At 58.8% G+C, this 15148-nt stretch carries 10 protein-coding genes; 1 reads left to right on the forward strand and 9 read right to left on the reverse strand.

What is annotated here, in order from left to right; all coding sequences use genetic code 11:
- Positions 1–14: 14 nt before the first annotated feature.
- The 9 genes from ACYZUM_RS15835 to ACYZUM_RS15875 all read right to left on the reverse strand — a co-directional run bounded on the left by ACYZUM_RS15835 (position 15) and on the right by ACYZUM_RS15875 (position 14609).
- Positions 15–1520 carry an NCS1 family transporter gene (locus tag ACYZUM_RS15835; RefSeq protein ID WP_032903727.1) on the reverse strand — a complete coding sequence of 502 codons (1506 nt, stop codon included), beginning with the start codon at positions 1518–1520 and terminating at the stop codon, positions 15–17.
- Between the two features lie 153 nt (positions 1521–1673).
- Positions 1674–3443 (reverse strand): hydantoinase B/oxoprolinase family protein, encoded by a 1770-nt coding sequence (locus ACYZUM_RS15840; RefSeq protein WP_473060848.1) that lies wholly within the window; start codon positions 3441–3443, stop codon positions 1674–1676.
- A 17-nt stretch (positions 3444–3460) separates the two neighbouring features.
- Positions 3461–5551, reverse strand: coding sequence for a hydantoinase/oxoprolinase family protein (locus tag ACYZUM_RS15845; RefSeq protein ID WP_032903725.1), 2091 nt, complete (start codon positions 5549–5551; stop codon positions 3461–3463).
- A gap of 102 nt (positions 5552–5653) precedes the next feature.
- Complete coding sequence (locus ACYZUM_RS15850) at positions 5654–6988, reverse strand: MFS transporter (protein ID WP_032903724.1); 1335 nt, start codon at positions 6986–6988, stop codon at positions 5654–5656.
- Positions 6989–7149: 161 nt separating this feature from the next.
- Positions 7150–8412 carry a beta-ketoacyl synthase N-terminal-like domain-containing protein gene (locus ACYZUM_RS15855; RefSeq protein ID WP_081036845.1) on the reverse strand — a complete coding sequence of 421 codons (1263 nt, stop codon included), beginning with the start codon at positions 8410–8412 and terminating at the stop codon, positions 7150–7152.
- A gap of 255 nt (positions 8413–8667) precedes the next feature.
- Positions 8668–9912 carry a cytosine deaminase gene (gene codA, locus ACYZUM_RS15860; RefSeq protein WP_032903721.1) on the reverse strand — a complete coding sequence of 415 codons (1245 nt, stop codon included), beginning with the start codon at positions 9910–9912 and terminating at the stop codon, positions 8668–8670.
- Entirely contained in the window at positions 9909–11132 is a 1224-nt protein-coding gene (locus ACYZUM_RS15865) for a PucR family transcriptional regulator (protein ID WP_032903720.1), read from the reverse strand. Before ACYZUM_RS15865 ends, codA begins: the two co-directional genes overlap by 4 nt.
- A complete protein-coding gene (codB, locus tag ACYZUM_RS15870; RefSeq protein WP_032903719.1) occupies positions 11129–12394 on the reverse strand; it encodes a cytosine permease in 1266 nt (421 codons plus the stop codon). The genes ACYZUM_RS15865 and codB overlap by 4 nt, the downstream gene beginning before the upstream one ends.
- Positions 12395–13085: 691 nt before the next feature.
- Positions 13086–14609: a nucleobase:cation symporter-2 family protein gene (locus ACYZUM_RS15875; protein ID WP_108183253.1), complete on the reverse strand. Its 1524-nt coding sequence runs from the start codon at positions 14607–14609 to the stop codon at positions 13086–13088.
- 254 nt (positions 14610–14863) lie between these two features.
- Between ACYZUM_RS15875 and ACYZUM_RS15880 the strand changes: the two genes are divergently transcribed.
- A complete protein-coding gene (locus ACYZUM_RS15880; RefSeq protein WP_095668807.1) occupies positions 14864–15148 on the forward strand; it encodes a BrnT family toxin in 285 nt (94 codons plus the stop codon).

Below are 15148 nucleotides of genomic sequence, written 5' to 3' on the forward strand. Positions count from 1 at the left end.
CCGGCACGCCGGTCTCAGTCGGGGTTGTTGACCGCCGTGCGGTGAAAGCTGTCGGTGTGCCGATCATAGTTCCAGTTCATTCCGACGCTGGTCGCCAGCAGTTCATCACTGTCGGGGCTGAGCAATTCGAGTTGCGGATAGCGCTTGACCACCCAGTACTTCATTAACACGGCGTAAGTCACCAAGCCGCCGATAAAGCCAGTCACAAACGCCCAATCCCCGGAAAAAAACGCCAATGCGCTGGAAATGCTCCATGCCAGCAACCCTGCCGGATTGAAGCCGCGCCAGTAGAAAAACTGCCCCTGCACTTCATAGAGTGCAGGAACGTTCAGGCGCCTGCGTCTCAGCAAATAGTAGTCAGCGATCATGATGCCACCGATCGCCGACAGAAATGATCCATAGGAAAACAGGAAGGCAAACAGATTATCTAGGATGGCCCAAGGCATGGACAGCGTGCCAATGATGCCGGCGATCACCACGGCCACGGGGTATTTTACATACGGCGCGCCCGCGTTGACGAAGGTCAGTGCCGCCGGAATCAGATTGGCCGCCGTGTTGGTTGACCACTGTGCCAAAACGACCAGCAGCATCAGTACGATCAGACTGATACCCGTGCTTTGCGCCTGGATAACATTGATCGGGTTCCAGTCGCCAGCCGCGATGAACGATACCGCGCCGATCAGGGCAATCCAGGTCTGGGTCAATGGCAACGCGAGCAACTGGGCGAGCAGCACATGTTTATTGCGCTTGAAAAAACGCCGGGAATCCAGGGGTGTCTTGAGATAGCGCGTGATGTTCGGAATATCGATGGCCAGGGTTGACCAGAACGCCACGTTAGCCAGAAACAGCGTGGTCAATGTCAGTTGCCTGTCACCGACAAAGGTCCAGATATTCAAACCCTTGGTGGACGCGAGTACATCAAGGGTCAGGTACATCCATACCGAGATGGCGATGATCGCAGGCGCCGCAATCGAGGAAAGAAACTCCACTGCCTTGATACCCATCGCCGTGTTGATGATCTGCACCGTGGCAAAGATCACATACCAGAGAGGCCAATTGTCGAACCCCGTCAGGTATTCGATGATGCCGCTCAAGGCCAGCGCGCCGAGATAGGTCTGGATCCCGAACCAGATCGCCGCAATCACCCCTCTAAACAGCGAAGGGATATGCGTGCCATAGATGCCGAAGGGTGCGCGCAGGTAAACCGCAAAGGACAGGCCATGCTCGGTGCCGATATCTGCCGTCAGCGTCATGAGCAAGGCCAGCATGAAGTTGGCCAGCAGAATGACCAGCACCACCTGGATCAGCGAGAGGCCGGAAACTCCAGTGGCGCCTAACTGAAAGGTCGCGATCATGAATGCGATGCCGATCCATATCCAGGTAAACCCCAGCGTTCCGATCGAGCGTTGTTGCCGTTTGATCGGCAGAATCGCCGGCTCCAACAGATTTTTGCGGGACACAGCAGCATGGCTGATCGGTGATGCCAAACCAGCCGCGGTTTCAGTTGCATTGGCGGTCATTGAAACTACCTCTCCGTGAGTTCTAGGCGCACAGCGGTGCTGGCCTCGTCGAAAGAGGCCAGGCCGTGCAGGGGGTCTTCAGGGAAAACAGCGCTGGGTCAGTTCGACCTCGCCCGGGCCAACCGGTTACCGGGCGAGTCGGGCTCTAGCGCCTCAAGCCGTGCGAGCCATCAGCTGTGCGCGTCGCTGTAGCGTGGCGTCGAGATCCAGTTGCACGTGCTGGTCGAGCACCACTCCGTAGACTTCATAGGCCTGTTCCAAGCTGCAGAAGTCGTCCAGCACGTCTTCCACCACTTGGTGTGCGCTGCGCTCGAGCGGGTTGCCATAGCCGCCGCCGCAGGGCGAGTAGTACGCCATGACGTCACCCGCCCGTGAGGTATGGCCGGAAAATTTCGAGGGCATCGAGACAATGTGGTCCGGGGTCGCGACATTATAAATTTCGGTCTTCCCGACCACCCCATCGCAGCCGCCAAAAATCCCCCAGGGCACGTCGAAATGGCGTTCGCTTTCGTGGGTGATAAAGCCGTCGGTCAGCACCCGCTGAGCTTTCACCACGCCGATGCCACCACGGTATTTACCGGCGCCGGGCATGACGTCATCGCGCAACTCGTAGCGGTCGCAGATCATCGGCAAGTGCATACCCAAGTCTTCAATCGGATTGTTGCGCGTGTTGGCCATCAGGTTGTCGATGGCATCCGGGCCATCGGATTTCGGCCGCCCCCCATAAGCCCCTTCGTTAACCTCCAGAAACACCCAGTAATCGCCTCCGGGCTTGATACCGGAGTACGCGGCAAACGATATCGACGCCGAACTGCCCGCGATAATTCGTTCTGGCAGTACCGGTGCCAATGCCTTGATGATCAGGTCGATCATGCGGTTGCACTGGGTAAAACGCGCCTCTGCCGCCGCCGGAAAAATCGGGTTGAATATGCTGCCTAGCGGTGCGACGACGCTAATCGGGCGGAATGAACCTTCGTTAGACGGAACCGGACTTTGCGTCGTGTAGGCATCAAGCAGAATCTTGCGAAACGCGGCAAACGCCGCCACTTTGCACGAGCCTTCGAACGGTACGTTGTAGGCGGTCAGCGTCTGCGGCGCCGAGCCCGTCAGGTCAACGATGACCGAGTCGCCTTGCACCTTGACCGTCACCACCACTGGCAAGCGTTGATCACGATGGCGACCGTCGTCATCGAGAAAACCCTCGGCGCTATATTCGCCGTCCGGAATCTCCTGGATCTTCTGACGCATGATCGTTTCGGAGTAATCAATCAACTGGTTGATCGCGTCAAAGCTGAAATCCTTGCCATAACGCTGGAGCAATTCCTTGAACCGTTTTACCCCCAGTTGCGCCGACGCGACCTGGGCTTCGATATCACGAATCAACTGCGTGGAGGCGCGGCTGTTGTACTTGAACATCTGCACCAGCGCTTCGTTGCGAACGCCCTTCTCGTACAGTTTCAGGCCCGCCATCAGCATGCCCTCGGCGTAGACATCGCCGACATCGATGATCAGGCCCGGCGTCGCTGCGCCAATATCGATGTGGTGCGCGGTATTACCGGAAAAGCCCACCAGTTCACCGTCATGGAAGATCGGAATGATGATGGCCAGGTCAGGGCTGTGGCTGGAGCCGTGATAGGGATGGTTGTGCACGACCACATCGCCTTCATGCCAGGCGCTGCCCTGCAGCGTGGCTTCGATACCGCGCAAGTACGCGGGGATCGAGCCGATGTGCATCGGCGTCGACTCGGATTCGCAGATGGTCTGGTAACGGGTATCGAACAAACCAGCCCCCATGTCCTGGGACTCGCGAATGATCGATGAAAAGGACATGCGGTACAGCACGTGACCCATCTCTTCGGCGATGGTTTTCAACGCACCATTGATAACTTGCAGGGTAATGGGGTCAACCTTTTGCTGGCTCATGGCTTGCTCCTCAATGATTACGAACGGGAAATGATCAGGTTGCCGTATGCACTCACTTTGGCGATCCAGCCGGGGGGCACCAAGGACGTAGAGTCGTGCTGCATCAGCATCGCCGGACCTTCGATGTATTGCCCCGCGCGCAACTTGCTGCGGTCATAGCGTGGCGTCGGCAGACGCTGGCCGTCATCGAAACACGTCGTGCGCTCATAGAGGAAAGCCTGCCGGGTGTCGCTGTCCTGCGCCTGCGGCAACGGTTGCCACTCCAGTTTTCGCGAATGCGAATGGCCTATCACCCGCAAGCTGACGACCTCGACCGTGGCGTCTTTAAAGCAGTAGCCGTAGTCTTTTTCGTGCTCGCGATGGAACTGCGCCATGACCTCCTCGATCGCCCCACGGTCGACAGCGCCGCTGGGTACCCGCGAGCGCAACTCGAAGCCTTGCCCGTCATAACGGCACTCGGCGATGCGTATCAGCTGCATGTCGGACTCGTTGACGCCATCGTTTTCCAGCTGCTTGCGAATGTCGGTTTCAAGCCCCTGAAACGCCTTATCGATGTGGCCCATGTTCAGCTCGCTGATGTCGTTCAGGTTGCACAGCAGCGACCTTAGCGCCTCGTATTGCAGATCGGTGGTCAGCAGCCCCGCGGCGGCGGTGATGCCTGGCGCCGGAGGAATCAGTACCGACTTGGCATTGACCTCGTCGGCCAGCGCCGGGCCATGCACGGGACCGGCGCCACCGAAAGGCATCAACACGAAATCACGCGGGTCGATCCCTTTGGCTACCGAGTTGGAACGTATTGCCAGGGCCATGTTGTTGTTAACTATCTTGAGGATCCCCAGCGCGGCCTGGTACACGTCCATCCCCAGCGGCTTGGCGATTTTTTCTTCAATGGCCTTGTAGGAAAGCGCGGAATCGACCTGCAGGTCGCCGCCGAGCATCTGGTCGGAATCAAGCCGTCCGAGGACGATGTTAGCGTCGGTGACCGTCGGCTCCACGCCGCCACGGTTGTAACACGCAGGCCCCGGATTGGAGCCCGCCGAGCGCGGGCCGACCTGAAAGCCGCCGGCGGCATCGATGAACGCCACCGATCCGCCGCCGGCACCGATGGTGATGAGGTCGATCATCGGCACCAGCACCGGGTGCCCGGAGACGTAGGAGTCGCGGGGGTTCATGATTTTGATCTGGCCATCGACCAGCGTCGAAATGTCCGCCGAGGTTCCGCCGATGTCGACGGTGATGATATTGCGTTCGCCATCGAGGCTGGCGAAGTAGTGACCGCCCATGACCCCGCCGGCAGGGCCGGACATCAGGATATTGACCGGCCGTTCGCAACAGCTTTCCACGGTGGCCACGCCGCCATTGGATTGCATGATGCGCAGATCCGCGTGGATACCGTTTTCGCGCAACTGAGTCGACAAGTGGGTCAGGTAACTCGACGTCCGGGGTCCCACGTAAGCGTTCATCGCCGTGGTGGAAAAGCGCTCGTACTCGCGCATGACATCCACCACTTCGCTGGAGCAGCTGACGAACGCTCCTGGCATGACCTCCTGAACGATGGCCTTGGCCCGTAGCTCGTGGCTACGGTCGAGAAACGAGTACATGAAACCGATGATCACCGCTTCGACACCACGGACCTTGAGCGTCAATGCTGCGTTGCGCACTTCCTCGTCGTCCAGTGGGGTCTGGATCTCGCCATGGGGTGGAAGCACCCGTTCATTGATCGCGATGCGGTTGCGCCGACGCACCAGCGGTGCACTCTGCCAAGGAACATCGAAGTGCAGGGAAAAGTTGAACGGTCGCTTGTGCCGTCCAATGTGCAGAATGTCGCGAAATCCCTTGGTCGTCAGCATCCCGACATTCGCACCATTGTGCTCGATGGAAATATTGGTCGCGACCGTGGTGCCATGAACGATTTGCTTGATCTCATCAGTACCAATATTTGCCTTGGCGCACAGTTCCAGGATTCCGCGCATCACGGCGATCGATTGATCCTCGACCGTCGTCGGGACTTTATGGGAGAAAATTTTCCGGCCGATCGAGTCTTGCTCGGTGGTCTCCAGAATCAAGTCTGTGTTGGTGCCGCCGACATCTACGCCAATGCGTGCCATACCCTGCTGCTCCTGCCTTATCGCGAGTGCTTCGAGCGTAGCGCCCGTTGCTGGTTCGCCAGTTGGTTTTTTTATGTCGCAAGTTCTTCGATGAGGTGCCGTTCAGTGCGCTGGCTTGAATCGGGCCCGTTGCTGCGTGGCATTCTCTTGCAGTGAACACCCGCAGGTTTCCGGCAGGGCAAGACCACCGGCCAAGGCGAAGATCGCAATACCGGCCAGGTAAAAAGCCGGTGCCATGGGGTTGCCGGACAGTTCGATCAGCCAGGTCGCCATGAACGGTGCCGTACCGCCAAACAGCGTGTAAGCCATGTTGTACGTGACGGCCGAGGCCGTGTAGCGGGCGTGCGTCGGGAACACTTCGGACAACAGCACGGCCGTGACGACACCGCACAACACCGCGCCTACCGCCAACAGCAATGCACCCGCCAGCGCCGACACAAAGAACCTTGAACCGGCGAGCAGGAAGGCTGGATAGATCGTCACCAGCAGCCATACGGCGGCAGTCAGCATGGTGCGGCGGCGGCCGACGCGATCAGAATAGGCACCGGCGAACGGACACAGCGCAGCGGCGAATATCAGCGTGAGCACCGAAATCAACAGCGCTGTCGGCCGTGGCAGGCCGCCTTGCAGTTGCAGATAAGTGACGAAGTACGTGGTGCAAATATAGAAGGACAGCGCCGTCAGCGAGATGAACGCCCCCAGGCAGCCCATGGCGCCCGCCTGCTGGCGCAGCGTTTCTTTCAACGGTGCATGAGCGCCGCGCTCGGTGGCGGCAATGGCCTTGAAGGCAGGGGTTTCGTCGAGTTGCCAGCGCAGGTACAGGCCCACCAGACCCAGTGGTGCAGCGATCAGAAAAGGAAGCCGCCAGCCCCAGCTCGCCATTTCTTCAGCGCTTAACAAGGTATTGAGCGCATAGGTGACGATAGCGGCCGCCGCAAAAGAGGCAAAGGTCGACACTAGCGCCGCGCTGCCGTATTTAGCACGTTTGTCGGCGGGTGCGTGTTCGATCAGGTAAATGCATGCACCGGCATACTCTCCCCCGGCAGAAAAACCCTGTACGCAACGAATCAGGGTCAACAGCACCGGCGCCAATAAGCCAATGCTGGCGTAGGTAGGCAACAGGCCGATCAGGGTCGTCGCGCCCGCCATCAGCAAGATCGTCAATGACAACACTCGCCGCCGCCCAAGCCGGTCGCCCAGCATGCCGAAGACCAGGCCACCCAATGGCCGGAAGGCGAAGGCCACGGCGAACACCGCGAAGGTCTTTAACAGCGCGGTTGTGCTATCGCCACTGGGGAAAAACACTTGCGCAATCGTGGTGGCGAGAAAGCCGTAGATTGCGAAGTCAAACCATTCGACAAAGTTGCCGATCGACGCGGCCCACACCACTTTTTTCAATGCCACCGGCGGCTGCGGCGCACAGGTATTAGTTGTCATATCCACCTCACTGTCAGTTGTCTAAACAAGCGATCGGCAGTTGCTAACTAAACAAAAAAGAGCTGGGCAAAGTCGGCCTCTGGCGGGCCGTAGTTGCCTTCAATCGGTGACGTAAAGCAACTGCACGCGACGCTTTTCGTCCGGACCGGGTACGAACCAGGTCAAACCGGTGACGTGTCGAGCGCACGCTTGCTGAAAATCAGGCTGGCGTTTGCTCCGCCAAAGCCAAAACTGTTACTCATGACGCAGTTCACTGGCTGGTTCAAGCGCGTGTGGCGGATGATCGGCAATGCCTCGACTTCAGGGTCGAGGTGCTCAATGTTATGAGAGGCCGCCATAAACCCGTGCTGTATCATCAACAGCGAGTAAATGGCCTCATGCACACCCGCCGCACCGAGCGCATGCCCGGTCAACGACTTGGTCGAACTGAACGCAGGCAAGTGTCCATGGAAAGCAAGCGCAGCGGCACGCAGTTCGACCAGGTCTCCCGCCTGGGTGCTTGTCCCGTGGGTGTTGAGGTAATCGACCGACTCCGCGCAGGTGCTCAGCGCCGCCTGCATTGCCCTGAGCGCGCCGTCACCGCTGGGGGAAACCATGTCCTGACCATCGGATGCCGTGCCATAGCCAATCACTTCGGCGTAGATCGTCGCCCCTCGTTCGAGCGCATGCTCGAATTCTTCGAGGACCAGCACGCCGCCACCGCCGCTGATAACAAAGCCATCGCGCGCGACATCGTAAGGGCGGCTGGCCTGGGTCGGTACATTGTTGTAGCTCGTGGAAAAAGCCCCCATCGCATCGAACATGCAACTCTGGCTGACATGCTCGGCCTCGGCCCCGCCGGCAAACACGACGTCCTGTTTGCCAAACTGAATCTGCTCAAACGCATGGCCGATGCAATGGGCGCTGGTTGCGCAGGCCGATGCGATGGAATAGTTGAGACCCTTGATCGCAAAGAAACTGGCCATGCACGCCGAGACGGTACTGGTCATGGTGCGAGGCACCCGGTAAGGGCCGACTTTGCGAATGCTTTGGCCAAGCAGTTGGTTGGCTTCGACGATGTCCTGGCTGGACCCTCCTCCCGATCCCATCACACAACCCGTCCGAGGATTTGACACCTGCGAGGCGTCCAGCCCTGCGTCGGCAATGGCATCGCGCATCGCCAGGTAGGCGTAAGCAGCGGCATCACCCATGAAGCGGCGCTGGCGACGGTCTATCTGCTCCAAATCCACGTCCAATCGGCCACTGACATGGCTGCGCAGACCCGCTTGCGCATAGTCTGGATTGAAGCCGATCCCGGAGCGTCCTTCGCGCAACGCTTGCAAAACGTCCACCTGAGAGTTTCCCAGGCAGGAAACGATACCCATCCCGGTCACTACGACCCGACGTAACCCTGTGGTGTGCCTGGAGGCTTTATCAATCTGCAAGGCGTATCTCCCTTCTCTTTTCACCGCGTGAACAACGCTGTGATGTGCCCGAGTCTAATCGTGATGTTTAATTCTGATAATTCGTATGTCTGACAGCTTTATTACCAAAATAAGTATCAATATAACTTCGCTACCGCCCCGCTGCTGACAGCCTTGAACATCAGCGCTCGGGCATTGCCGATAGCAGTGCACGGGCATGGAAAGGGGGCCGCATGGCCCCCTCGAAAAACTTAATGTGGCCTGTTGCGCGTTGGCTTAACCGACAAACCGCTCCACACGCGCAGGACTGCGCTGCATCAGCACTTTGCCGTCTCGGATCGACATTAATACCTGGCCCTGGCTACGAATCATCTCGTAGTCGTCCGGCGCTGAAAGAATCAGCAAGTTGGCCGGGCGCCCTACTTCCAGACCGTAGCGCTCGCCCAGGTGCAAGGTTCGGGCGCTGTTGTCCGTAATCAGGTCGAGGGAACGCTTGAGGTCGTCGTAGCCGAGCATGTGACAAATGTGCAGGCCGGCCTCGAGGATGCGCAGGATATTGCCATTACCCAGTGGATACCAAGGGTCGACGATGGAATCCTGACCGAAGCAGATGTTCATCCCCGCCCGGTCGATTTCAGCGACTCGGGTCAAGCCCCGGCGCTTGGGATAGCCGTCGAAACGACCTTGCAAATGAATGCTTTCAGTCGGGCACGAAATGAAATTGATCCGCGACCGTTTGAGTAGGCGGAACAGCTTGTAGCAATAGGCGTTGTCGTACGAACCCATGGCCACGGTATGGCTGGCGGTGACCCGTTCGCCCATGTCGCGCACCCGCGCTTCTTCGGCAAGCACTTCGAGAAAGCGCGACTGCGGGTCATCGGTTTCGTCGCAATGCACGTCCACCAGGCAGCCCGTTCGTTCGGCCAGGTCCATCAGAAACTTCACCGAGGACTCGCCCTGCTCCCGGGTGTTCTCAAAGTGCGGAATGCCGCCCACGACGTCGGCACCCATGGCCACCGCCTCGGTCATCAAGGCGCGGCCGTCCTTGAAGGATTCAATGCCCTCCTGGGGAAAGGCGACAATCTGCAAGTCGATCAGGTGCCGGGTTTCCTCGCGAACCTCCAACATGGACTTGAGCGCCGCCAGGGTCGGGTCGGTGATGTCGACATGGGTACGCACGTGCTGAATACCGTTATCGACCAGCATGTCGATGGTTTTGCGCGCACGAACCTTGGTGTCTTCGTGGGTGACCAACGCCTTGCGCTCGGCCCAGCGCTCAATGCCTTCGAACAGCGTGCCGCTCAGGTTCCAGTTCGGCTCGCCGGCCGTGAGCGCGGCATCCAGGTGAATGTGCGGTTCAACGAAGGGCGCCGTCACCAGATTCTGCCCCGCGTCCAGATCCGTCGCATGGGTGGCTTGCACCACCTGCGTCTGGGCGACGATTGCCGCAATCTTCGGGCCATTGAGTTCGATGTGATACAAGCCGGTTTTACCGCGCAGACGCGCGTTGATGATGTTCATGTTGACTCCTTGCTGTGGACTTCGGTCATGCGCCATACCAGCAGCGCAACCGATGCATTCATTCGAAAAAGGGGATCGTCCAGCGACTGTCCGCTCTGCTGCTCGATACGCTGGATACGTTGATTGATGGTGTTGCGATGGATGGCCAGGCGATTGGCTGCCCTGAGGGCATTGCCGTTTTCCTGGAGCAGCGCGTCGAGGGTTTCCAGCAGCGTGAAGGGCTGCTTGCGGGACGGCTCGATCAAGGAGCCGAGCGTTTGCGTCACAAAGTGATCGATCACCGAACGGTCGCCGATGCCTTGCAACAGGAGCAACACCCCCAGCTCGCTGAAATCGCAAAAACCGCTCGCCGGGTGCAGGCTTTCCGCGACGTCCAAGGCCTGCCGTGCTTCATTCAAGGCCTGGCGGTAGTGCCCGCAATGCTCCACGCGGTTTGCCATACCCATGTACAACGTCATGTCGCCGATCATTGCGGTGAGTTCCCGGTACAGCCCCTGGAGATCGGCACGCAGGGTTTCCTGATCAGGCAACAGCATGATGAACAGGTCGCCCTGAAGGATCACCGGTAGCCTTTCTGACCTGATACGGCTCCATGCCTCCAGGTGGTCCTGACAGGCTTGGCGAGTGTGCTGTAACAGACGCTCAGCTTCGATCGGCGGATGGCGCTCGAACAACACGCTCACCGAAGACAGGCGCAGGGCTACTAGACGCCGCGGTCCATCGATCGGCAGTTGAACATGCTCGGCGCGCTGCTGCGCGATGGCCAGGCTGGGGTAGTCGCCGGTGAGCAACTGGCTGAGGATATCGTGACGTGTACGCCTGGCCTGCGCTATATGCACCAGCGCCGTACCGATGGCATGGGTGACGATGACCATCTTCAGCAGGTAAGGCTGCTCGATCAACGGCAAGCCGTGGTGCTCTGCCCGTTCGATAACGGTCTGGGGGATGCGCTGGATGAACGCCCCCCCGGTAAGGATCACCAGACCGGCAATCCCCATGGCAATACCGTCCTCAATGACGCTCAGCAAGTTGGCCTCATCTCGCGCGTGATTGACGCCAGTGACAAACACCAGTTCGCCGCCCATGACCCACTCGGCGATACCCTCGTTCTCCGCCACGTATGGCCAGCGCACGGTGCGTTGCAGGTGCAGGTGACCGGCACGCACAATCAGTCCTTCCAGGCCCGGCAGCTTGAGGACTTCTCCGACCGTCAGACTCACAGTTCCCCCGGCGTGGTGCTGACCGCAGCGCGGCGACCGCTGAATTGAAGCAAACCGACATAGCAAACGGCGGACACGACGATTCCCACCAGTGGGGCAACCCAGGGCGAGCAATAGGCAACCACCGCGCCGATGGCATAGGCCGAAAGACCGACGAAGTTGTAGCGCGGCAACCTGGCGCTGGCGAGCAGCGGGTATTGGCCACGATGGCGATACCAGAAATCGGCCATGATCACGCCGCCGACGGGAGGGATGATAGAGCCCAGCAGCACCAGAAATGGGATCAGCATCTCGTACATGCCACCGATGGCAAGCAGCACCCCGACGCCGGCAGCAGCCAGCGTCATCGTCCGGCGGCGCTCACTGCGCAGTAAGTGACACGTGGCAGCGGAGACGTTGTAGATCGTCGGCCCCTGAATCGTCCAGAGGTTCAGGCAGAGCATGATCACCGCTGCGAACGACAGGCCTTGCAGGATCATCACTTCGACGATATCGGCCTGTTGATAGACGATCGCACACCAGGCGCCCGCAACCACCATCAAGCCGTTGCCGAGCAAAAAGCTGACCACGCTCGCGATAATTGCCACACGGCCGGTACGCGATAGTCGTGTCCAGTTGGTGGCCTGAGTGGCACCGCTGGCGAAGGTACCAAACACCATCGTCACCGCCGCCGAAAACGTCATGGTTTCATGGGGGATGACGGCCGCGAGCGCCTGAAACCCGCCCACATCATGGGTGGCGATGTACATGGAGATCACCAGCAGGACGAACATCAACGGCACGGAAATCCGCGAGAGCAGGTCCAGGCCTTTGAAGCCGATGATGGCGGTGAGGCTGAATCCAAAGCCGAACAGGATCATCAGCGGAATCGTCAGTCCGCCTGCCAGACCGAGCATCTTCACCAGCACGATCGCCACTGTTGCCGTCCCCCAGGCATACCAGCCCAGTTCGGCGAACCCCAATAGAAAATCGGAAAGTCGGCTGCCCACTTCGCCAAAGCAGAACCGTCCCATTAGCACGGTATTGAGGCCGCTACGGGAGGCGATAAAGGCAAGCGCCGCGGCGTAGAGTGCCAGCAAGCTGTTGCCGATGGCGGCGATCGATAACATGTCGACGAAGTTGAAAGCCAGCCCCAGCTTGCCACCGGCAAACATGGTGCCGGTGAAAAAAGTAAAACTGAACAGCACCATGGAAATGGACAATAACCCCTTGCGCGCTTCGCGCGGGGCTTCGGTCAACGGATAGTCGCCAGTTGCACTCATATGTTTTTCTCCAAATCGATAGCGGGTTGGCTAGGCTCACTTGTGTCAGAGCAATTACCAGGCCCGTTTTGGCGCCGCTTTGAAATGAAGAAAAAAGGGTGCGCGAACGACATAGGAGTATGTGCAGTAAGCACATTTTTATAGAGCATCTGGAGGATTTTGTGTGCCAATCGCCCTATTCTGTGGCGCCTGTGCACTATTCAGGTACGTAGATTAGGGGGACGTTGGGCGCTCGCTTGGACGTCAATGGCTGTCGTGCCGGAAGGGATACAGTCTGTTGCTGTCAACTGCCTATGCCCGCCTTCGTTAGAATTGGGTCTGGCAGCATTCGGCTGCTGTAGTGCTCATAGGGTATCGAAAGAATTTGCATAAAATACGGGCTTTATTAGGGATAATCGTAGGGATATAAATTTTAGACATCAGCATGATTTCATTATAAAACAGGCGCTTACTTTTCTATTCGAGTCCAGGTTGTGGAGCCAAATAGCAAAGCCCCTGAATCGAAAGATTCAGGGGCTTTTTTGAGGGCGCTCGAAAGTCCAAAAGATCAAAGGATCGCAGCCTTCGGCAGGTCCTACATTTGGAATGCGCTCCCCCTGTAGGAGCTGCCGCAGGCTGCGATCTTTTGCTCTTCAAACCAAAAAGGCCGATCTGTCTCACAACAGATCGGCCTTTTTCATCCAGTCAGCGATCAGACATGCTCGCCGCTCTTCATCTGGGTCTTCGGCGCCCCATGCCCATGATCGTGGTCATCAGGCTCGACTACCGGCACTTCTTTGCCATCGCAATCGTGCAGCTTGCCGTCGCTGAAGTAGTCACCCTCACGCAGCGCCGCCAGGTCGCGATAACGCAGAGTGCGCTCTTCCGCAGCCGCAAACACCGACTGCTGGTCCGAGTTGCCGGCAGTGAAGTGGTTGAAGGTCAGGTTCAGCACGATCGCCATGATCGCCGACGAGCTGATGCCCGAGTGGAAAATGGTCGCGAACCAGCTCGGGAAATGATCGTAGAAGTTCGGTGCGGCAATCGGGATCATGCCGAAGCCGATCGAGGTCGCGACGATGATCAGGTTGACGTTATTGCGGTAATCGACCTTCGACAGCGTACGGATGCCGCTCGCCGCCACCGTACCGAACAGCACGATACCGGCGCCGCCCAGCACCGACGTCGGCACCGCAGCGATCACCCGCCCCATGAACGGCAGCAGGCCGAGGATCACCAGGAAGATACCGCCGGTGGCCACCACATAACGACTCTTGATCCCGGTCACCGCCACCAGCCCGACGTTCTGCGCGAAGGCGCTTTGGGTGAACGATCCGAAGATTGGCGCAAACATGCTCGACAGCATGTCCGCCCGCAAGCCGTTGCCCAGGCGTTTGGAGTCGACCTTGGTGCCGATGATCTCACCGACCGCCAGAATGTCCGCCGAGGTTTCCACCAGGGTCACCATGACCACGATGCACATCGACAGGATCGCGGCGAAGTGGAAAGTCGGCATGCCGAAGTGGAACGGTGTCGGGAAGCCGAACATCGGCCCTTGAGCGACACCGGAAAAATCCGCCATGCCGAGGAACACCGCCAGCACCGTGCCGATCACCATGGCCAACAGGATCGACAGACGCGAGATGGTCGAACTGCCGACCTTGCTCAGCAACAACACCAGCACCAGCGTGACCGCCGCCAGCCCGATGTTCTGCATGCTGCCGAAGTCCAGCGCATGGCTGTTGCCACCCATGGCCCAGCGCGCCGCCACCGGCATCAGCGTCAGACCAATGGTAGTGATCACGATACCGGTGACCAGCGGGGGGAAAAACTTGGTGATTCGCGAGAACACCGGGGTGATCAGCAAGCCGATCAATGACGCGGCAATCACCGCGCCCAGCACCGACTGGAAGCCGCCCTCCCCGCCACTGCTGACGATCGCGACCATGGTCGCCACACCGGAGAACGACACGCCCTGCACCAACGGCAACTGACAGCCAAAAAACGGTAGACCCAGGGTTTGCAGCAGTGTCGCCAGCCCCCCCGCAAACAATGAAGCAGCAATCAACAAACCAATGTCCGCCGGCGACAGCCCGGCCGCCTGGCCAATGATCAGTGGCACCGCAACGATACCGCCGTACATGGTCAGAACATGTTGCAGGCCGTAAGCCATATTCGCGCCGACCCCGAGATTTTCGTCCTCGGGCCGTTGGTGTGAAACATGGGGCGTTTTCATGTGGGGGGGGTTCCCTGGTTTTTGTTATGCGCACACTGTATTCAATACTCGGGACAAATGTCCATAGAGTTGTATACAACTTATCGGTCACATAATGGATAGGTAGCCACCCAAGCTTCTATCCCGCCACCTCTAGCTCCCACAAATCCGGCAACACATCCCCTCCTGCCCCCCGGTTTTATCGCACTAGGCTGAAGTGTTCATGGCGACCAGCGGTGCATTGGCGCCTTTTTTATACATATAAAGTATGCATAATGAAGTCATTCGAAATTCAGTACGACAAAAGCAAGAACGCAGCCAACAAACTCAAGCACAGGGGTGTCAGCCTTGCCGAGACCGAGCCGGTCTTTCACGACGAGCGCGCGCTGACGATCGAGGACAACGACCATGACGAACAGCGCTGGATCACCCTCGGCCTTGATGGCAAAGGGCGTTTGCTGGTGGTTGCGTACAGTTATCGCGAAGCCAACGTCGTACGAATCATTTCTGCACGCGTCGCCACACCGAGCGAGCGTTGCGCTTACTTTCTGGAGGCTTGA

This window comes from Pseudomonas sp. m6p, assembly GCF_055760375.1.

Bases quoted from the DNA above. Each gene is read 5' to 3' on its own strand.
- ACYZUM_RS15835 (WP_032903727.1), bottom strand. From the start codon at position 1,520: ATGACCGCCAATGCAACTGAAACCGCGGCTGGTTTGGCATCACCGATC.
- ACYZUM_RS15840 (WP_473060848.1), bottom strand. From the start codon at position 3,443: ATGAGCCAGCAAAAGGTTGACCCCATTACCCTGCAAGTTATCAATGGT.
- ACYZUM_RS15845 (WP_032903725.1), bottom strand. From the start codon at position 5,551: ATGGCACGCATTGGCGTAGATGTCGGCGGCACCAACACAGACTTGATT.
- ACYZUM_RS15850 (WP_032903724.1), bottom strand. From the start codon at position 6,988: ATGACAACTAATACCTGTGCGCCGCAGCCGCCGGTGGCATTGAAAAAA.
- codA (WP_032903721.1), bottom strand. From the start codon at position 9,912: ATGAACATCATCAACGCGCGTCTGCGCGGTAAAACCGGCTTGTATCAC.
- codB (WP_032903719.1), bottom strand. From the start codon at position 12,394: ATGAGTGCAACTGGCGACTATCCGTTGACCGAAGCCCCGCGCGAAGCG.
- ACYZUM_RS15875 (WP_108183253.1), bottom strand. From the start codon at position 14,609: ATGAAAACGCCCCATGTTTCACACCAACGGCCCGAGGACGAAAATCTC.
- ACYZUM_RS15880 (WP_095668807.1), top strand. From the start codon at position 14,864: ATGAAGTCATTCGAAATTCAGTACGACAAAAGCAAGAACGCAGCCAAC.